The organism is Tessaracoccus antarcticus (assembly GCF_003688855.1).
Taxonomy (GTDB): domain Bacteria; phylum Actinomycetota; class Actinomycetes; order Propionibacteriales; family Propionibacteriaceae; genus Arachnia; species Arachnia antarctica.
Map to the genome: position 1 here is coordinate 709,128 of NZ_REFW01000002.1, position 18,905 is coordinate 728,032.

The following is an 18,905-nucleotide window of genomic DNA, read 5'->3' on the forward strand; positions in this document are numbered from 1 at the left end:
CATTCTAGGCAGTGACGTGCACCCGGGCACGGGCGGGTTCCCGGAAACGGGTGGACATCGGATCGGCTCAGGTGGTGGGGGAGTGATCGGAGTACACGTCGACGGGCGCCGTGGATGCCGAATCCTCCACCAGAGGTCGCCGCGTCACCCAGAACTGACGGTGCGCCGTCATCATGCCGACGAGCACCATCCACGTGACCGTCATCATCCCCGCGGGAATGAGTGCGAGGCTGGCGGGCATGCCCCCATCGTTGCCCATCGCGATCGCCACCACCGCGAAGACCGCGGTCAGGCTGAGCCATTGGCCCAGCACCCACAACGGCCAGCGGCCGGCGGCGTTGGGTGCGTAGGCGTAGACCAGTGCCCACACCACCACCACGGGGAGGCCGTAAAACCCGTTCACCAGGATGAACGCGGGGGCGAAGCAGGCAAGTAGTCCCGCGAATGCCACGATGGCGCCCAGGACAAGTGGACGCCTACCCAGCTCAGCAGTGTTCGAGGTTGTGTCCATCTCACAACTCAAGCATCAGATGACGGCACGTGGCGACTCGGGCCCGAACACATCCCTGATGGAAGCGGGGTAACGGTCTCCGGTGCGGCTGACCCCATGCTCCGCGCCATGTACGACACCTCGATGGAGGTCACCTCATGGAGTGCGGGAGGAGGGGGATGGTTCACCCTCGTGCTCATCAACGCCGCTCTGGCCGAGCAGAAGAACGGTTCGCGGCTGAACTGGTTCCTGGTCCCGCTTCTGCTCGGACCCCTCGCAACCCTGCTGATCGTGGCCATGCGCCCTCCCGAGTGAGGCGCTGTTTCCGGGGGTCAGGAGCGGCGTCGACGTTCCACGAGGCCACGGACGTAGCCGGCCTGACCGATGTGCTGGGTCGTGTCGTTGATGACGCTGACGAGCCGGGTGGCGACGGTGACGGGAGGGTCGTAGGACTCATCGATGACTCGGTCAAGGTCTTTCGGTGACATCGCCCGGAGGATGTCCGCCGTGCGCTCGCAGACCGCGGCGTAGTACCCCGTGAGCAGGCCAGGGCTGTCCACGGAGAAGTCGCCCACCTCCCTGGAAGTCTGGCCGTAGCCGATGGAGTGTGTGTCGTAGGGCAGCGCGAATCGTCTCTCCCAACCGTCCTGCACCCAGACCTGTTCGCCGTCGGAGATGCCCGCCAGGTGGTCGTCCTGGACACGGGCGAGGTGCCACACCAGCCACCCGACAGGGTTGGCGTCGGCGTCGGGACGCCAGAGGAGGTCCTGCACGGAAAGGTCCTCCACCACGCCTGGGACAAGTTCCTGCACGCGTTCGAAGGCGTCGATGAGCATCACCAGGCTCGGGTCAGAGCCTGTGTCAGTGGGATTGTCAGTCGCTGGGTGTGTCACGATTCCTCGCTTCCATGTCTCGTTCCACGAATCTAGCGCGGTGATGTGGTGGTTGTTGGTTGTCGGGACACGTGACGTGCCCGGTCTCCTGTGTCACGATGGTTGTTGCGACGACGAGGTGGGACAACATGAGCGACCAGTGGAATGACCGCGGCCAGGCCAACGACCCTTCACAGGGCGGGTACGGCCAGCAAAATCCCGGGCAGTACGGGCAGCCCTACCAGCAGCAGGGCTCCTACGGCCAGCAGAACCCGCAGGCGCCGTACGGTGAGCAACCCCAAAACCCGCAGGCGCCGTACGGTGAGCAACCCCAAAACCCGCAGGCGCCGTACGGTGAGCAACCCCAGTACCCGCAGCAGGGCCAGCAGGCCTGGGGTCAGAATGCGCCCATGTATGGCAACCAGTACGGCTATGCTGCCGCTCCGGTGAAGCGTCCCGCCACGCTCGGTGTCGTGGGTCTCGCTGTGGTCGTGGTGGCCACCATCGTCCTGTCCATCGTCGCATGGGCGGGCGGCGCGGGTTTCGGGCAGTTCATCCTGGACGTTGAGGCCTCCGGCACCGTGTACAACGAGAACGACCTCATGAATGACCCCATGACCCAGGCGTACGCCCAGTCCGCCATGGGGCTGGTACTCGGGGCCCTGGCCGCGTGCGTCGCCGGTCTGGTGGGATGGATCATCAGCATCGTGGCGACGGCCCAGCGTCGGGGACGAGGCTTCGGGATCGTGGGGATTGTTGTGGGCGTCCTGTCGCTCGGCATCGCCTACGCCGTGTTCATGGTCGGCCTTCTGCCGGCCATCCAGCAGATGAACGGCTGACACTGCTGAGCCCTTCGGCGCGCGACCTACCATGGAGTTCTCAACCTCCAGGGAGTAGTCATGACCTCACGCCGCCGCGATGTTGCACTACCCGGGCAGGAGTCGGTGTGGGACTTTCCACGACCGCCGGCCCTGCGTCCCAGCGCTGACCTGGTGGAGGTTCGCTTCGCGGACCAACTCATCGCCACCACCACCTCGTCGTTGCAGGTGCTGGAGACGAGCCACCCTCCGACGTACTACATTCCGCGTGACGCGTTCGCGGACGGTGTGTTGGTTCCGGTACAGGGGAGCACCCACTGTGAGTTCAAGGGCAGGGCCGACTACTTCGACGTGGTGGTGGGGGACAGGGTCGCCTGCCGCGCAGCCTGGCATTATCCGCATCCCGACCCGAAGTACACGGCCATCCTCGACCACGTCGCGGTCATGCCGGCCATGATGGATTCCTGCCACGTCGACGGTGAACTCGTGCGCCCCCAGGACGGCCAGTTCTACGGTGGATGGATCACTTCCAAGGTCAGCGGACCCTTCAAGGGCAGCCCGGGCACCATGGGCTGGTAGCCCGTCAGCACGAACTGTGGGCGGCAGGAACCAGAGGGTTCACCTGCCGCCCACAGTGGAGCACTGGTGCCGGGGTGATGTCAGTGGGCGATGGCTCCGTCGGCACCGGCCCCGGTCATGGAGCGGACCTCCATCTCCTTCTGCTTCTCCGGGAACTCGGCCTTGCCTGTGTAGGTGCCGATCACCGCAGCCAGGAAGGAGAGTGGGATGCTGACCAGCGCGGGGTTGTCGTAGGGGAACCAGGCGAAGTCGACATCAGGCATCATCGAGGTCTTCGCCCCGGACACAGCCGGGGAGAACACGATGAGAATGAGTGACGACGCGAGCCCCGTATAGATCGAGGCCAGCGAACCACGGGTGTTGAACCGCTTCCAGTACAGCGAGAACAGGATCGACGGCAGGTTCGCAGACGCCGCAATGGCGAAGGCGAGCGCCACGAGGAACGCGATGTTCTGGCTCTTGGCGGCTATTCCGCCGACGATCGCCAGCGCGCCGATCACCAGAACTGTGTACCGGGCGACCTTGACCTCCTTGGCGGGGTCCGCTTTTCCGTCCTTCAGAACGGCGTTGTATATGTCATGGGCGAAGGACGCCGACGCGGTGATGGTCAGGCCCGCCACGACAGCGAGAATGGTCGCGAATGCGACACCGGAGATGACGGCAAGGAAAATGGATCCCCCGAGATCTCCGCCCGGCAGCCAGTACGCCAGTGCGGGGGCGGCCGCATTCGCCTTGCCCGGCAGCGCCTCGATGGCTTGCTGGCCGCCAGGGATGATGGCTGCGGCACCAAAGCCCAAGATGAGCGTGAACAGGTAGAAAGCGCCGATGAGGCCAATGGCCCACGTGACGGATCGGCGTGCTTCGTGTGCGGTGGGGACCGTGTAGAACCGCATGAGGACGTGCGGGAGTCCTGCTGTGCCGAAGACCAATGCCATCGACAACGAAATGAAGCCGACCGGGTTGCTGCCGTACTTGCTCATGGGGGGCAACAGCATGTCGCCAGCCTGCGCAACGAGGCCCTTGGCCGGGTCGTTGTTCACCTCGACGGCCTTGCCGAACAGTTCCGAGAGGTTGAAACCGAACGTGGCCAGCACCCAGATGGACATGATTGCGGCGCCGAGGATGAGGAGAACGGCCTTGATCATCTGGACCCACGTGGTGCCCTTCATCCCGCCGATCATCACGTAGATGATCATCAGGATGCCCACCAGGACGATGATGGTGTTCTGCGCCAGATCACCCTTCAGCCCGAGCAGAAGCGAAACGAGTCCACCGGCGCCCGCCATCTGGGCCAGCAGGTAGAAGAAACTGATGACCAGCGTTGAGAGGGCGGCCGCCATACGGACGGGCTTGTTCTTCATGCGGAAGCTGAGCACATCGGCCATGGTGTAGCGGCCGGTGTTGCGCAACGGCTCTGCGACGAGGAGGAGCGCGACGAGCCAGGCGACGAGGAAACCGATGGAGTACAGCAACCCGTCGTAGCCGTAGAAGGCGATGGCACCGACGATGCCCAGGAACGACGCCGCCGACAGGTAGTCGCCGGCGATGGCGAGGCCGTTCTGACGCCCGGAGAAGGCGGCGCCACCGGTGTACATCTCGCCGGCGGACTTCTGTCCGGAGCGTGTGACCGTGATGACGACTGCCATCGTGCCCACCACGAAGACGCCGAAGATGATGATGTTGAGGAGGGGACTGCCCAGGGCAGTCTCGAGAAGTCTCATCGCTGCGCCTCCATTTCGGAACGCAGCTTGGTCGCGATCGGATCAAGATTCTTGTTGGCGTGGCGAATGTAGAGCCACGTGATGAGGAATGTCGTCACGAACTGGAGCAGACCAAGGATCATTCCGAGGTTCAGGTTGCCGATGATCGGAGTTGCCATGAAGTCTCGCGCAAACACCGACAGCAGCACGTAGGCGAAGTACCAGATGAGGAAGACGGCGGTCATGGGGAACGCGAAGGACTTGAACCTGTGCTTGAGTTCGGCAAACTCCGGTGACACGGCCACGGCGGCAAACTCTTCCGCGGTCGGTTGGTGCTTGAGGGGGGCCGTCACCGAAATCTCGGGGAGGGGCCAGTGATCGGGTGGGAGATTGGACTCGCTCTTGTCCCACGTCGGGGACGTGGAATCATCTTGCGTCGACATTGGCGCTCCTGGACCTCGGCCTCGTTCGGGCCGTCCTTCAGGGAAAGTAGCAAGAACTGATCGTTGGTGCGTTGATTGTCAGGAATACCCTTCGAAAGTTGATGTGGGCGTTGATGGGCATGGTTGTCATGTGCGGGCTCATCACCTCGGTGGCGATGGCCGCGACAGAAGCCGATGTGTGGAAGGCAGTCCTCATGCGGTGACGTTGCGTTGGCCATCGGTACTGGGTTCGACTCCCGTGGCACCGGTCTCGACGCCGCGGTAGCGGACAAGGCGGGATCCCCGCGTGCCGATCATGAGCACCGCCACGACGAGCAGCGCGGCACTGAAGAACGTCGTGGCCCCGATTCCCAGTAGCTCAGCAGCAACCCCCAGTGCCAGCGAGGAAATGGGCTGGATACCGATGGCGAGTTCCTGCAGGCCGAGTGCGCGCCCATGCAGCGGTGGCTCGGTGGTCATGAGGACCAAAGTGGTCTGCAGCACACCGAAAGCCGCACTCATCAGCCCGATGGCGCCCATCAGGATGTAGGACCACACGATGGTGTGGGAGAGTGCGAAACCTGCCCAGAGAATCCCCCAGATCGCAGTTCCCATGACGAACAGGGCACCTTTGAACCGGAAGTCGCCCAGCGACGCGATGATGACCGAACCGATCAGGCCTCCGAATCCGCTGCAGGCGAGAAGCCAGCCGAGGCCCGCGGCGTCGAGGTTGAGGGATTCCTTGGCGAAAACCGGCATGAACGACTGGTAGATGGGCCACAGGAACGTGTTCGCAGCCAGGGTGATCAGCAGTGTCGCGGAGGCGAGCGGGTTGGATGCGATGGAGCGGAGCCCACTGCTGACCATCGCGAATGCCGAGCCGGTCCGGGCGTGGATCGTTTGCCGGTGGCCGCGCAGGGGGAGAAGCATCATGACCGAGACTGCGTACCAGGCTGTGGAGATCCACAGTGCTGACGGGGCGCCGACCAGACTGATCATGGCCCCACCGAGGGCGGGACCGATGACCTGGGTCATGTTGATCGCCATCGAGTTCAGGGCGTTGGCGTTGCTGAGGTTTTCCCGGGTCACCAACTCGAACACCAGTGAGGCCCGTGCAGGTTGCGAGGGGGACTGGGACAGTCCGATCGCCAGCCCGCCCAGCAGCAGCACCCAGTACGGCAGCAGGTCCAGGGAGGACAGCGTTGCAACGAGGCCGACGGCGAGCACAGCCCACGAACCAGCGAAAAGCAGTAGGCGGACCCGGTTGTGGCGGTCGGCGAATACACCAGCGAAGGGTCCGAGCAGCAGGGGAGAGAGGCGAACCGCCCCGAACACTGCGACGAGCATCGGTGATCCGGTGGTCTCGTACGCCAACCAGGCAAGGACCAGGGTTTGTGTCCAGACTCCGCCGAAGAAGAACAGGTTGGACACCCACAACAGTCGGAACTGACGGTTGTTCTTCAAGGACGCCAGGGCTTGTCGAAGGCCGGCCCCGGAGGGCTGTGCGGTTCTCGACCCGTGTGGACTCGTCACCCGTTCGTCACGCTGCATGCTGGACCTCCTTCTCACGTTCTTCACCACGGGGCCCCGCCGAGCCGGCCCTCACATGTCGGGGGCTCCCGGCCCCGTCCTCCGGGCCGACAGCCTCTGGAGACTACTCCGGAGCCGGAGAACCCCCGCCTGACACACAGGCGCCATCCATCGGCCCCGCCGACCCGACACGACTGCAACGAACGGGCAGCGGTATTCACTGTGGGCCCCGGGCTCTGGTCGTCAAGCGAGCGGGAGGGGTAGTTTGGTGGCATCGAGTGTCACTGCGGTGGCGGATCGTGCTGGTGGTGGGGCTTTCGGCCACCAGGTGGATGAGCCAGCGGAGGAGTTGAGGATGGACACATTCGAGATCGTTTCGCAGGGTGACGGTGAGTACCTTGTCCGCGTGGTGTCGCTGGACGGGAACACCTCCGTCACGATCGACCTCGACCACGCGGGTGACGACAGTGCCGGCCGGTTGGGCGACGATGAAGCGACGGCTCGGGCCACCATCAAGTACCTACTCACCCATCAGGATGCCAGCGACCTGCCGGAGCGCATCGAATTGGGAGACCTGCTGGCCGCGTACCCGGATGGTGTTGACCGTATCGAGGCCCTGCGGGACTGATGATGCGGCGAGCGGGCAGCGCGGGGCCGGTTGCGGTGACGCAGGCTCACCATGCCAGACTCCACCCCCAAGGATTCTCCCCGAACGGACGACGAGTGGAAACCCTTGGAGTTGACCGGTTGTCTCCGTTGGTGGACGGGACGCGAGAGGTTGAACCCGGTTCGGCACAATGATCGGCAAATGACTTCTCCTCGGCAGAAATAGCTGGGAAGGACACAGTGCTGCCTTGTTTTGCGTGCTCACAGATGTTAGCTTCGAAGTATCGTTCAGTGATTAATAGTGGCGTGCTGTAGCGCGTTATTGCCAGTCTGAACAGTTGCGCTGGAGGTGCTCATGAAGAAGAACAGCTTGTTTCTCGCGTCAATCATTGGATTGGCTTTATCGGGTGCTGTTCTGATTCTGCTCATTCCTGGTCTGTTCAATTCACCCGGTCAGGGAACCCTGTGGATGGTTTCCATCATGGGCGTCCTCGTGGTGCTTTTTGCCGTGGGAACGCGGTATTGGAAGACAACCACGTGACTGCCACGCATGTTCGTGCGCGAATCCATTGGCACGATCATCCTCGGTGGAGGAGTGATGGAGGATCCATCCACACGGCCATCTGTTCAAAGTGACATAATGTTGCTTATCGGACAACGATGGAAGCGGCGATGAGGGCCGTGACGAGGCGTGAGGCCCCCAAGAACAGTTCACGCATCCTCACTGCTCGCGGACGACGTCCTCAGCCATCCTGTCCGGCCGCCAGCCGCGCCACACTGGTTGGCGCAGGCGCCCGGAGGCAGTCCATTCAGCGAAGGTGACCTCGCCGACCAGCAGCGGCTCCACCCAACGGGCGCCCCGTGCGTCGACCTTGGGAACATCATCAACGGGCGGGCAGTCCGTCTCGATGCCCTCCAGCACCGCCCGCGCCCGGGCCAGCGCCTCGTCGCTGAATCCGCTGCCCGCTTTGCCCACGTAGCGCAATTCCCCGTCCTCGTGGACTGCGAGGAGCACCGAGCCCAGCGTTGCCGAGCGGGCACTGTTGCCACTCGACCATCCGATCACCACCACCTCCTGGGTGCGGACGTTCTTGAGTTTCACCCACGAGGACGAGCGACGGCCAGCTTCGTAGCGGCTCTGCGCCCTCTTGGCCACCACGCCCTCCAGGCCCAGGTCCTGCGACATTGCGATGGCGGCGTCCCGGTTGGTACCCAGTGCTGGTGGCACATGGATGTGGGGGTGTTCCGGGGTGATCAACTGCTCCAGCAACGCCCGGCGATGCACCCACGGGACGTCCAGGAGGGATGTGCCGTCGAGCCACAGCACATCGAACGCCATGTAGTGGGCGCCGCCCTGCCGACCGTGGTTCTGGAGAAGCTCGAAGCTCGAGCGCCCCTGCTCGTCCAGCACCACCACTTCCCCATCGATCACCGCATCGTGGCCTGCCAGCGTGTCCACGAGTTCGCTCAGTTCGGGGTAGGCAGAGGTCAGATCGAGTCCGCCGCGGCTGGTGAGCCGCAGGGCGCCCTTCTGGACGACCGCGATGGCGCGGTAGCCGTCCCACTTGATCTCGAAGTGCCACTCCCCCGTGCCCACGTCCTCGGGTCGCCCCGCTGTCGCCATCATGGGTGCGATGGAGGGGGCGACGGGGACATTGACGTCAGGTGCGTCTACACCCGGTGCGGCCCCTTCGGGGGTGTCCGCCTTGGGTCGTTCTTCCGCAGGATGCCCCGGGTCCGGGTCCGGGTCCATGAGGTGGATCAGCCAGTTCTTCTTGTCCCCGCCCAGCGCGGTGTGAATGAGTGCGAACTTGTGCGGCTCGCCGCCCAACCCCCCGTCGGGCTGGCCCTGAAGTGTCGCGATCACCTCCTTGCCGTCGCGCCACTTGTGCTCCACATAGGTGCCTGAATCCCAGATGTCGACGTGACCGCCGCCGTACTGGCCCTTGGGGATGTCACCAGCGAAGGTGGCGTACTCCATGGGGTGGTCCTCGGTCTGCACGGCCAGGTGGTTCTTGCCAGGGTCCGTGGGTGGCCCCTTGGGCAGCGCCCACGACACCAGGACGCCGTCGCGCTCGAGGCGGAAGTCATGGTGCAACCGGCGGGCGTGGTGCTCCTGTATGACGAACTGATGACCGCCTCCCCCGCGTGGGCGGGCCTCTGGGACTGGTTCGGGGGTGACATTGGCATCGCGCATCGATCGGTAGGTGATGAGGCGATCGTCCCCGCCCAGTACACCGGCCATGGGGTCGCCGTGGTCCTGAAGGCGTTGCAGGACGTCGGTGAACTCCAGTTGCTGGAGCCCCTGCACGATTTCGTCCCACATTCGGGGGGCGGCCACCGTGGGGTGGGACCGTCCGCGCAGGGAGTACGGCGCAATAGTGGTCTTGCTGCCGTTGTTCTGGCTCCAGTCCAGCAACACCTTCCCCTCACGGACCGCCTTCTTCATGTCGCTGACCACCAGGTCCGGCCGCATCCCCTCCAAGGAGCGCGCCAACTGACGCGCCAGTTCCGACGCAGCATCGCTCGTCAACGTGCCGTCGAGCGGTGCATACAGGTGAATGCCCTTGCTCCCGGAGGTGACGGGGACGCTTGCCATACCGATGCCGTCGAGCACTTCCCGGATGAGATGGGCGAGTTCCACGCACTGATCCATGGTGGCGCCGGGACCGGGATCGAGATCGAGGACGAGCCGGTCAGGATTGGCAGGTGTCCCGTCAGCAGTGAAACGCCACTGCGGCACGTGCATCTCCAATGACGCCAATTGGGCGAGCCACACCAGCGTGGCCGCGTCGTCGATGAGAGGGTAGGTTTTGGGTCCGTCGTCGTGTTCCAGCACCGCTGTGTGAACCCAGTCGGGTGTCGAGCGTGGATCCAACCCCTTGTGGAAGAAGGCGCCGCTCGGTTCAGGGCCGTCGCCGACGCCGTTGGGCCAGCGCTTGCGTGTGGCCGGCCGGCCCGTGACATAAGGAAGCATCCACGGCGCCACATGGTGGTAGTACGCGATGACCTCGCCCTTCGTGGTCCGCGTTGATGGATAGAGCACCTTGTCAAGGTTGGTGACCTTCACTCGGTGGCCGTCCACCTCCACCTGGGAGGACGTTGATGCAGAGCCCACGCGGATCAGACCGCCTCCTCGTCGCCGTCCTGGGCCAGGTCCCGGCCGTAGACGAGGTCACCACCAATGAAGCCCGCCACACCGTAGGCGCCTGCCGCACCGAACAGGAATATCCGCGCTGCCCCGTGCGCCCGCATCAGACGCAGCACGAAGGACAGGAGCGACAGGGTGGTACCCGCCGACGCCGCCATGGCATGTAGTGCACCCACGTGTCGTTGGCGCGTGTCGGGGCGGCCCCTCGTCCATTCCGCGAGGCCCGTGACAGCCGTCGGGAGCGCTGTGGCGACAGTGATGCCCGAGAGCACCGTGGTGGCGGCCGTGAAGCGTCCCAGCCCCACGATCTCGAGCGCCGCGGCACCCATCGTGATTCCAATCGGGAAATGGACCAGCGCGGGGTGGATGGGATGCCCCGTCAGTGACTCCCCCGTCAGTGTGTCGTACATCTCGCGATGACTCTCCAAGTCATCCGCCACTGGGTCCAGGACGCGGGCCAGCTTCTCCACCAGTGGTTTTCTCGACAACGCGGCCAGTGTGTCGGTGACGATGCGATACCTCGGCATGTTCTCCCCCTTGTGCTCGTCCAGCCATCATGCCTTCCTCCCTCCCTGCACGACGGGAATTGGCGCAAGCCGGGAATAGGCTGAGGTCATGCACGAGCCCTATCGCTATGAGGTCCTGCCCCTTGACACCCCCGACGAGGACCCCCGCTGGGCCGCCTACCTCGACATCTTCGATTTCGGCTTCCTCGACCGTCGCTCCGCCGACGCCTCCGTGGAGACATACCGGACACATCGCAGGCGGGACCGCGCGACCCTGGGCATGGTCACCACTGTGGGCCCCGGTCTGGCCGGACGCCAACCCGTCGGCGCGTTCGCGAGCGCACCCTTCACGCTCAACGCGGGCGCCGGCATCGTCGACTGCCTTGTCATCAACACCATCGCCGTGAGTCCCAGCCATCGACGGCGCGGGCTCCTCACCGAAATGATGCGGCTCCATATGGGTGACGCCCGCGACCGTGGCCTGGGGTGCGCCGTGTTGTCCGCCAGCGAGGCGACCATCTACGGCAGATACGGCTTCGGTGTCGCAACCCGGCAAATGGACCTCTCCATCGACACCGCACGGTTCCACGTCCGGGACGACGTCGACGTGGCTGAGGGGCACATCGAGTTCGTGCACCCGTTGTTTCTACAGCCACACTTCGATCGCATCACGCTGGCTCACCAGAGCCGCTACCGCGGGGCCCACGGCCGGGTGCACGGACACTACCTGCTGCACACCGGCGCCTGGGACCGCGCCGACGAGGGACCTTCCCGAAGCCTGCGTGCCGCCGTGCACTTCGACGCCGACGGTGTGCCCGACGGATTCGCGATCTTCAAGCACAAGGGGTGGGAGAGCTCCCCGGTGACGGCCGAAGTGGTGCAGGTGTGTTCGCCCCATCCCTCCGTCGACCGCGCACTCTGGCGTTGCCTGGCCAGCATCGACCTCGTGGAGCGGCTCACCTACGGCAGCTCACATCCCGGAGACCCGTTGCCGCTCGCGCTGAAGGATCCGTGGTCCGTGAAGGTCACGGGCGGTGACGATGCCGTGTGGCTGCGACTGCTCGACCTTGCGGTCGCCACCCGTCAGCGCGGTTTCGACGCTGACGGCGACGTCACGTTCAGGGTGATTGACCCCCTCGGCTGGTGTGAGGGCACATGGCGCCTGCGCGCCGACGGTGGCCGCGGCACGGTGGAACGCTCCGATGCGACGCCTGCAATCACTCTGGGCGTTGATGCGCTGGCTACCCTGTGGCTCGGTGATCGCACGGCGGAGACGCTGGCACTCGCCGGTCGCGTGACGGGTGATCCCGATGCCATCCGTGCGTTCTCGCGAGTGTTCGCCACTGATCTTCCTCCCGTCAACCTGGCCCGCTTCTGACCGCCTGTCGCCGTCCCTTCTCGGGGGCCGGAAACGCTGGAAAGTTCACGCCCCACGGTGACACAATGAATATTCCTCGCAAGGATCAGTTGTGGGCTGGGAAATGACCCGCCCACTGACGGGAAGGAGAACCGTCATGGACGCCTGGTTGGCCACATTGACGACGCCAACACCGCAAGAGGGTTTCGAGCTCGCCATCAAGCTGTCCCGCATGGGCGTCAAGTACACCCAGCCGGACATGGAGGTCCTGAAGCGCCTCCGCCCGGAATACGCCAACGATGCCGACGGTCTCACCGCGGCATCGCACGTTGTCGCGTTGAACTTCCAGACCGTGGCTGCCGCCAATGACTACTGGCGCGGCGTCTGATCAGACTTTTCCGCAGTCCGCCACCCCCTCTGGGGTGGACCCGCCGGCGACAATTCTTCACGGTCGTGAACAGGTGCAGCGCCATGGGCGTGTCGGGTCTCCTTTCTCAAGAATTCGCACCCCGCGAGCGCTACTGTCTAGGTTGTTGAAAATGCAATCGCCCGTTGAGCGGGCAGAAATGGAGAAATCATGATCACTCTCGGAGTCATCCTGATCATCATCGGCCTTCTCGTGAAGAGCCTGAGCATCCTGTGGACCATCGGCATCGCCCTGGTCGTCATCGGTCTCATCCTCAACCTCGTCCCGATCGGCGGCAGCCGCCGTCGGGTCTGGTAGTTCACGACAACACGCAATAGAAGAGGGTGCCGGTGGGATTTCTCCCACCGGCACCTTTTTTGTTCTTGTCCATTGACGTGGAAACGGTCAGGCCGCGAGGGTCACCCCGGCCAGTGCCACACCGGTCACCAGCACGGTGGAGACTGCGCCGAGCACCAGCGGCTTGGGGCCGACCTTGATGAGGCTCTTGATCCGCACACCGAGGCCGAGAGCGAACATGGCGATCGCGAGAAAGGCCGTCTGCAAGAGCTTGGCGGCGTCGAGTGCGGGGGTGGGAAGGAGGTGGAGCGAAGCCACGGCCACCATGGCGAGGAACCCCACCACGAACAATGGCACCAGTGGTGGACGTTTGATGGTGGTCCCCCCGGTGGACAGGCGGCGCTGCATGATTCCCAGCACTGCCATGACCGGTGCCAGCATGAGCACGCGGGTCAGTTTGACGATCACTGCGCCCTTGAGTGCCCCCCCGCCGATGACGCCGGCGGCAGCCACCACCTGGGCCACCTCGTGAATACTGGCTCCGGCCCAGAGCCCACCCATTTCAGGGCCGAGGTGCATGACGGCAACCAGCAGGGGCAGCACGGGGATCATGATGGTCCCGAACAGGACCACGAGTGCGATGCCGGTGGCGACGTCCTCGTCGTCGGCCTCCAGGACCCCGTCGCAGGCCGCCACGGCTGCCGCACCGCAGATGGAGAAGCCGCAGGCGATGAGCAGGCGCTGCTGTGAGGGGATCCCCATGGCACGGCCAAGAATCACCGTGCCGATGATCCCGACGGTGACCACAACAGCCGCCACGGCCACCATGCCGAGGCCGAGTTCCAGAAGGTCACCGAGGACCAGTTGTAGACCGAGCAGCACGATGCCCACCCGAAGTATTCGCTTGCCTGCCACAGCCACGCCGGGCGCCATCACCGCCGGGACGCGCCACATGTTGCCGATGATCGTACCGAGAACGATGGCGAACAGCAGGGCGCTGACCGTGGGTACGAATTGGTTCGCCAGCACGGCTGCTGCTCCGCCACCGATGCAGAGCAGCAGGCCCGGGTACAGGGCTGTGAGGCGTGTGGGGGCATGAACTCCCTCGACGCCCGTGGCTTCATTCTTCATGGCCTTCGACATGCCCCCATTCTCTCCGGGTCGTCATGATCCGGTCATGCGTGTGCTGCATGAGGGTCATACAATACTGGTATGACCTGGCCTCTTCTCGCAGATCTGGAGCTCCTCGTCCGCTCCGACCAACTCGGCTCGTTGTCGGCGGCCGCGCGAGAACTCGGACTCTCACAACCCGAGGCCTCGCGCCGCCTGTCACGCTTGGAGGGACAGCTTGACCAGCAACTGATGGTGAGGAGCCACACGGGATCGCGTCTCACGAAGGCGGGCGAGTTGGTGGCGGAGTGGTCAAACCAGCTCCTGGATCAGGCCACCCAGTGGCAGGCGGGTGTGGCGGCGTTGCATGCCCGGACCAGCACACAGCTCCTGCTCGCTGCATCCCAGACCATCGCGGAATACCTGGCACCGCGCTGGTTGGCCGCGTTCCGGACGCTTCATGAGGATGTGGTGGCACGTCTCGAGGTCCACAACTCGGCACACGTGGCCGCACTGGTGGCTTCCGGTGAGACGGAACTCGGTCTTGTGGAGTCGCCCTCCGTGCCCGCGATGCTGGAATCTGTTTCCATCGGGCGCGATCGACTGGTGGTGGTGGTGGCGCCGGGCCACCCGTGGAGCAAGCGTCGCTCCATTCGCATCCAGGATGTGGCAGCAACATCGCTGGTGGTGAGGGAACCGGGGTCAGGGACACGCGAAACCTTGGAACAGGCACTCGAAGGTCTCCCCTGCACCCCGTCAGCGCTGGAACTTCCCAGCAACGCGGCTGTCCTCTCCGCGGCCGCTGCAGGTGGCGGCCCCGCCGTGGTCAGTGCTCTGGCGGCGCGCGGAGCCATCGCCGATGGCCGCCTGCTCCGGGTCCCGTTGTCCGGACGCCCCCTGGAACGGGAGTTGCGGGCCGTGTGGAGGCGCGACATCCCTCTGGGGCACCTTGCCGAGGCGTTCGTGGCAATGTTGCGCACCGATGAGGGCATGGGCCGGTGAATCGTCAGGCCGGCGCCTCACCAACGCAGAACGGCTTTCCTCGCCGTGCCGAGGAAAGCCGTTCTGGTGGTGCTCAGTAGTTGATCATGTGGCCGCCGATACCCTCGGCTGCCTCCTTGATCGCCTCGGACAGGGTCGGGTGCGCGTGGATGTTGCGGCCGATCTCCTCAGTGGTCAGGTCGTACGCTTGCGCCAGTGTCAGCTCGGGCAGCAGCTCGGTGACGTCTGGGCCGATCATGTGGGCACCGAGGATTTCGTTGTAGCGGCTGTCGGCGACGATCTTCACGAAACCGATACCCTCCCCCAGCCCCCACGCCTTGCCATTGGCGGCGAACGGGAACTTGGAGACCTTGACCTCATAGCCCTTGTCCTTGGCCTGCTGCTCGGTGTAGCCGAACGAGGCAATCTGGGGCTGGCAGTACGTTGCGCGCGGGATCATGTCGTAGTTGATGGGCTGGGTCTCGGCCCCGGCGATCGTTTCGGCCGCCACCACCCCCTGGGCTTCGGCGGTGTGCGCCAGCATGAGTTTGCCGGTGCAGTCGCCGATGGCGTAGATGTTCTCGACGTTGGTGTGCATGAAGTCGTCGATGGCGATGGCGCCACGCTCGGTGGTCTCCACCCCGATGTTCTCCAGGCCGTATCCGGTGAGTCGCGGAGCGAAGCCGATGGCTGACATGAAACGGTCGGCCTCGAGCACCTGGGGATCCCCACCCTTGGCGGGGCTCACGGTGACCTTCACGCCGGAGCCGATGTCCTCGATGGCCTCCACCTTCGTGGAGGTCATGACCTTGACACCCATCTTCCTGTAGACCTTTGCAAGTTCCGCGGAGATCTCGGCGTCCTCCGTGGGAACCATACGGTCCAGGAATTCCACAATGGTGACGTCCACGCCGTAGTTGCGCATGACGAACGCGAACTCGGTGCCGATGGCTCCGGAGCCGCCGATGATGATGGAGCCGGGCAGGCTTTCCTCGAGGATCTGCTCCTCGTACGTCACCACATTCTTGGATACCTTCGTGCCGGGAAGCATGCGGGTTGTGGCGCCCGCCGAGATGATGGCGTTGGTGAACGTGACCTTCTTCTTGGCGCCGTCGTCACCCTCGACCTCGATGGTGTTGGCGTCGACGAAGGTCCCCCACCCGTTGAACTCCTTGATCTTGTTCTTCTTCATCAAGTAGTGGACGCCCTTGATCATCCGCTCGGAGACGGAGCGGCTGCGCTGGTACGCCTTGCCGTAGTCAAACGTCACCTCGCCGCTGATACCGAACGTGTCAGCCTGGTCATGGAAGATCTGCGCGACTTCGGCGTTGCGGAGCAAGGACTTCGTGGGAATGCAGCCGACGTTGAGGCAAACACCTCCCCAATACTTCTTCTCGATGATGGCGGTTGTGAGGCCTAGCTGGGCAGCGCGGATGGCCGCCACGTATCCGCCGGGCCCGGCACCGAGTACAACAACGTCATAGTCGTGGGTCATGCACAACACCTTAGACCCGCTCCAGAGCAGGCGACACTCAGGACCCAAAGAGCCACCGGGCTTTATCTCAGGTATGAGATATGTTGGAGAGATGAGCACCACAAGCCAGGCCATTGGCACGATGATTCGCGACGGGCGCGTTGCCCGAGGTTGGTCCCAGCAGAGGCTGGCAGACGAACTCGGCACGGCACAGAGTGCGGTGCACCGGATCGAGAACGGCCAGCAGAACCTGTCGCTCAGCATGATCGACCGCCTCGCCGACGCCCTGGACATGCCTCTGATCCACACCGCGACCGAGGGCAAGCTCAACTTCCAGATCACCGGTCCCACGAAGCTGTCCGGCGACATCGCCGTGCGCACGTCGAAGAACGCAGCCGTGGCCCTGTTGTGCGCCAGCCTCCTGAACCGGGGCACCACGGTGCTGCGTGGCATCGCCCGCATCGAGGAGGTGGACCGCATCTGTGAGGTCCTGACCTCCATCGGTGTGACGATGAAATGGATCGGCGACCGCAGCCAGGATCTCGAGATCCGTCGGCCGGAGGTGCTGACCCCGGCGACCATCAACCAGAGGGCGGCCCGGCGCACGCGCAGCATCCTGATGTTCCTGGGGCCCCTGATGCACGACTTCGACACCTTCGAGCTCCCCTACGCGGGTGGCTGTGACCTCGGCGCACGCACCGTGCACCCCCACATGTCGGCGTTGCGACGCTTCGGCCTCGGGGTCGAGGCCACCGACGGCCAGTACCAGGCCAGCGTCGACAAGTGCACCCTGAGCGAACGCCACATCACCCTTGTGGAGCGTGGGGACACCGTCACGGAGAATGCCCTGATGGCAGCGGCCCGCACGGAGGGTGTGTCCGTGCTGCGCAACGCCTCAGGCAACTACATGGTGCAGGACCTCTGCTTCTTCCTGCAGAAGCTCGGTGTCAGGATCGAGGGCATCGGGACCACCACCCTGCGTGTCGAGGGAGTCAAGAACATCGACGTGGACGTCGAGTACTTCATCTCCGAGGACCCCATCGAGGCGATGAGTCTCCTGACGGCGGGCATCGTCACCAACTCGGAGATCACGGTGCGGCGTTGCCCCATCGAGTTCCTGGAGGTGGAGATCGCCGTGCTGGAGGAGATGGGCCAGCAGATGGAGATGTCTGCGGAGTACACCAGCAACAACGGGTGCACGCGACTCGTGGACGTGACCGTCAAGCCGTCGAAGCTCGTGGCACCGTTGGACAAGATCCACCCCATGCCCTTCCCCGGGCTCAACATTGACAACCTGCCGTTCTTCGCGGTCATCTGTGCCACGGCCGAGGGACAGTCCGTCATCTATGACTGGGTGTACGACAACCGCGCCATTCACCTGAAGAAGCTGGCCGATTTCGGCGCCAACGTGCAGCTCATGGACGCGCACCGGCTGCTGATCATCGGGCCCACCCGGTGGCGCGGACGCAACATCGAGTGCCCGCCGGCCCTGCGGCCCGCGGTGTGTCTGCTGCTGGCGGCCATGGCCTCCCGCGGCACCACGAACCTGCTGGACGTCTACGTCATCAACCGTGGCTACGAGGACCTTCCCCAGCGGCTGAACGCGTTGGGTGCCAACATCAACGTGTTCTGGGGCGAGCCGAACGCCGACTGAGGGTGTCCCTCAGGACAGCCGTATGGCCTTGAACGTGTGGGTCGGGTTCACGATGTTGTCCTGAGCAGCCACCAACTGCAGTTCCGTGACACCCGAGGTGGCGGTCTGTTCCAGGATCGAGTAGACGATGGAAGCCGTCTGTGACAGGGACTCCGCAAGGTCCCCGGTCTTCAGCCAGTGCGTGAGGAACATGGCGGTGGTGAGGTCCCCTGAGCCGGTGAAGGTGCGGTCGATGAGCGGAGTCTCCACCAGCCACGCCTCGTTCTCCCCGACTGCCAGCATCCGCATGGGGTCGGGGACCATGTCGTCGGCCACCACGGAGGTGACCAGAACGATGCGTGGGCCGCGGGCGCGGAGTTCCTCGGCGGCGGCCAGAACATCGCCCACCGTCCCGGTGGTCCGCCCCGTCAGGTACTGCAGTTCGAAAAGGTTGGGCGTGAGAATGTCGGCGGCCTGGACCACGTGGTCGCGCATGAACTCGGGAATCCCGGGCCGGGCGTAGAAACCGCGCCCCACATCGCCCAGGACCGGGTCGGCGCAGAACAGCGCCGCGGGGTTGCGCTTCTTGACGAGGGCTGCTGCGTCAAGGATCACCTGCCCCATGTCGGCCGACCCCTGGTATCCGGACAGCACCGCCGACACCTGTGGGAGCACCCCCCGCTCGTCCACCCCCTGAATGACCGAGGCCACGTCCTGCGCGTCGATCATCGGGCCGCGCCACGTCTCATAGCCGGTGTGGTTGGAGAAGTTCACGGTGTACACCGGCCACACGTTGACCCCTGAGCGTTGCATGGGGAACACGGCGGAAGAGTTCCCGGCGTGCCCATAGGCGACGGCGGACTGGATCGACAGGACAGTGTGCATGACCCGAATTGTCGTGCACCACCGGAGCTGCTGTCCACAGCCGGCCATCGTCGAGGGGTGGAGATCTGTTCGGCGCTGCTGTTGTGAC

Annotated in this window: 20 protein-coding genes; 10 read left to right on the forward strand and 10 right to left on the reverse strand. The window is 64.5% G+C overall.

Annotated elements, in window-relative coordinates; genetic code table 11:
* Window positions 1-67 precede the first annotated feature (67 nt).
* Window positions 68-511 (reverse strand): hypothetical protein, encoded by a 444-nt coding sequence (locus tag EAX62_RS10560; RefSeq protein ID WP_121901607.1) that lies wholly within the window; start codon window positions 509-511, stop codon window positions 68-70.
* 108 nt (window positions 512-619) lie between these two features.
* Here EAX62_RS10560 and EAX62_RS10565 point away from each other — a divergent pair, with 108 nt between their 5' ends.
* Window positions 620-805: a hypothetical protein gene (locus EAX62_RS10565; protein ID WP_147454085.1), complete on the forward strand. Its 186-nt coding sequence runs from the start codon at window positions 620-622 to the stop codon at window positions 803-805.
* Window positions 806-822: 17 nt separating this feature from the next.
* Here EAX62_RS10565 and EAX62_RS10570 read toward each other — a convergent pair whose 3' ends face one another.
* Window positions 823-1,383: a mycothiol transferase gene (locus EAX62_RS10570; protein ID WP_233557890.1), complete on the reverse strand. Its 561-nt coding sequence runs from the start codon at window positions 1,381-1,383 to the stop codon at window positions 823-825.
* Between the two features lie 128 nt (window positions 1,384-1,511).
* Here EAX62_RS10570 and EAX62_RS10575 point away from each other — a divergent pair, with 128 nt between their 5' ends.
* Window positions 1,512-2,201, forward strand: coding sequence for a hypothetical protein (locus EAX62_RS10575; protein ID WP_121901609.1), 690 nt, complete (start codon window positions 1,512-1,514; stop codon window positions 2,199-2,201).
* 60 nt (window positions 2,202-2,261) lie between these two features.
* Window positions 2,262-2,759: a DUF427 domain-containing protein gene (locus tag EAX62_RS10580; RefSeq protein ID WP_121901610.1), complete on the forward strand. Its 498-nt coding sequence runs from the start codon at window positions 2,262-2,264 to the stop codon at window positions 2,757-2,759.
* An 80-nt stretch (window positions 2,760-2,839) separates the two neighbouring features.
* On the opposite strand, the gene EAX62_RS10585 is transcribed toward EAX62_RS10580, so the two are convergent.
* The 3 genes from EAX62_RS10585 to EAX62_RS10595 all read right to left on the reverse strand — a co-directional run bounded on the left by EAX62_RS10585 (window position 2,840) and on the right by EAX62_RS10595 (window position 6,432).
* Entirely contained in the window at window positions 2,840-4,480 is a 1,641-nt protein-coding gene (locus EAX62_RS10585) for a solute symporter family protein (RefSeq protein WP_121901611.1), read from the reverse strand.
* Window positions 4,477-4,902: a DUF485 domain-containing protein gene (locus tag EAX62_RS10590; RefSeq protein ID WP_121901612.1), complete on the reverse strand. Its 426-nt coding sequence runs from the start codon at window positions 4,900-4,902 to the stop codon at window positions 4,477-4,479. Before EAX62_RS10590 ends, EAX62_RS10585 begins: the two co-directional genes overlap by 4 nt.
* A 192-nt stretch (window positions 4,903-5,094) precedes the next feature.
* Window positions 5,095-6,432: an MFS transporter gene (locus EAX62_RS10595; protein ID WP_121901613.1), complete on the reverse strand. Its 1,338-nt coding sequence runs from the start codon at window positions 6,430-6,432 to the stop codon at window positions 5,095-5,097.
* Between the two features lie 334 nt (window positions 6,433-6,766).
* Here EAX62_RS10595 and EAX62_RS10600 point away from each other — a divergent pair, with 334 nt between their 5' ends.
* Both EAX62_RS10600 and EAX62_RS10605 read left to right on the forward strand, forming a co-directional pair.
* A complete protein-coding gene (locus tag EAX62_RS10600; protein ID WP_121901614.1) occupies window positions 6,767-7,039 on the forward strand; it encodes a hypothetical protein in 273 nt (90 codons plus the stop codon).
* 333 nt (window positions 7,040-7,372) lie between these two features.
* On the forward strand, window positions 7,373-7,558 hold the full coding sequence (locus EAX62_RS10605; RefSeq protein ID WP_121901615.1) for a hypothetical protein: 186 nt from the start codon (window positions 7,373-7,375) through the stop codon (window positions 7,556-7,558).
* Between the two features lie 180 nt (window positions 7,559-7,738).
* On the opposite strand, the gene EAX62_RS10610 is transcribed toward EAX62_RS10605, so the two are convergent.
* Complete coding sequence (locus tag EAX62_RS10610) at window positions 7,739-10,135, reverse strand: ATP-dependent DNA ligase (protein ID WP_199711231.1); 2,397 nt, start codon at window positions 10,133-10,135, stop codon at window positions 7,739-7,741.
* Between the two features lie 5 nt (window positions 10,136-10,140).
* A complete protein-coding gene (locus tag EAX62_RS10615) occupies window positions 10,141-10,695 on the reverse strand; it encodes a DUF2231 domain-containing protein (protein WP_121901616.1) in 555 nt (184 codons plus the stop codon).
* 88 nt (window positions 10,696-10,783) lie between these two features.
* On the opposite strand from EAX62_RS10615, the gene EAX62_RS10620 reads away from it, so the two are divergent.
* The 3 genes from EAX62_RS10620 (at window position 10,784) to EAX62_RS16910 (ending at window position 12,755) form a co-directional block, all read left to right on the forward strand.
* Complete coding sequence (locus EAX62_RS10620) at window positions 10,784-12,052, forward strand: GNAT family N-acetyltransferase (protein ID WP_121901617.1); 1,269 nt, start codon at window positions 10,784-10,786, stop codon at window positions 12,050-12,052.
* Window positions 12,053-12,188: 136 nt separating this feature from the next.
* Entirely contained in the window at window positions 12,189-12,419 is a 231-nt protein-coding gene (locus tag EAX62_RS10625) for a hexameric tyrosine-coordinated heme protein (RefSeq protein ID WP_121901618.1), read from the forward strand.
* 189 nt (window positions 12,420-12,608) lie between these two features.
* Window positions 12,609-12,755, forward strand: a complete 147-nt coding sequence (locus tag EAX62_RS16910; RefSeq protein ID WP_199711232.1) for a hypothetical protein — start codon at window positions 12,609-12,611, stop codon at window positions 12,753-12,755.
* 87 nt (window positions 12,756-12,842) lie between these two features.
* On the opposite strand, the gene EAX62_RS10630 is transcribed toward EAX62_RS16910, so the two are convergent.
* Window positions 12,843-13,877 carry a YeiH family protein gene (locus EAX62_RS10630; protein WP_121901619.1) on the reverse strand — a complete coding sequence of 345 codons (1,035 nt, stop codon included), beginning with the start codon at window positions 13,875-13,877 and terminating at the stop codon, window positions 12,843-12,845.
* 69 nt (window positions 13,878-13,946) lie between these two features.
* On the opposite strand from EAX62_RS10630, the gene EAX62_RS10635 reads away from it, so the two are divergent.
* Window positions 13,947-14,846, forward strand: coding sequence for a LysR family transcriptional regulator (locus EAX62_RS10635; protein WP_121901620.1), 900 nt, complete (start codon window positions 13,947-13,949; stop codon window positions 14,844-14,846).
* A 73-nt stretch (window positions 14,847-14,919) separates the two neighbouring features.
* Here the strand turns inward: EAX62_RS10635 and lpdA are convergent, their stop codons facing one another.
* Window positions 14,920-16,320: a dihydrolipoyl dehydrogenase gene (gene lpdA / locus EAX62_RS10640; RefSeq protein WP_121901621.1), complete on the reverse strand. Its 1,401-nt coding sequence runs from the start codon at window positions 16,318-16,320 to the stop codon at window positions 14,920-14,922.
* Between the two features lie 91 nt (window positions 16,321-16,411).
* On the opposite strand from lpdA, the gene EAX62_RS10645 reads away from it, so the two are divergent.
* Complete coding sequence (locus tag EAX62_RS10645; protein WP_121901622.1) at window positions 16,412-17,953, forward strand: helix-turn-helix domain-containing protein; 1,542 nt, start codon at window positions 16,412-16,414, stop codon at window positions 17,951-17,953.
* 9 nt (window positions 17,954-17,962) lie between these two features.
* Here the strand turns inward: EAX62_RS10645 and pdxY are convergent, their stop codons facing one another.
* Complete coding sequence (gene pdxY, locus EAX62_RS10650; protein WP_121901623.1) at window positions 17,963-18,817, reverse strand: pyridoxal kinase PdxY; 855 nt, start codon at window positions 18,815-18,817, stop codon at window positions 17,963-17,965.
* Window positions 18,818-18,905 lie beyond the last annotated feature (88 nt).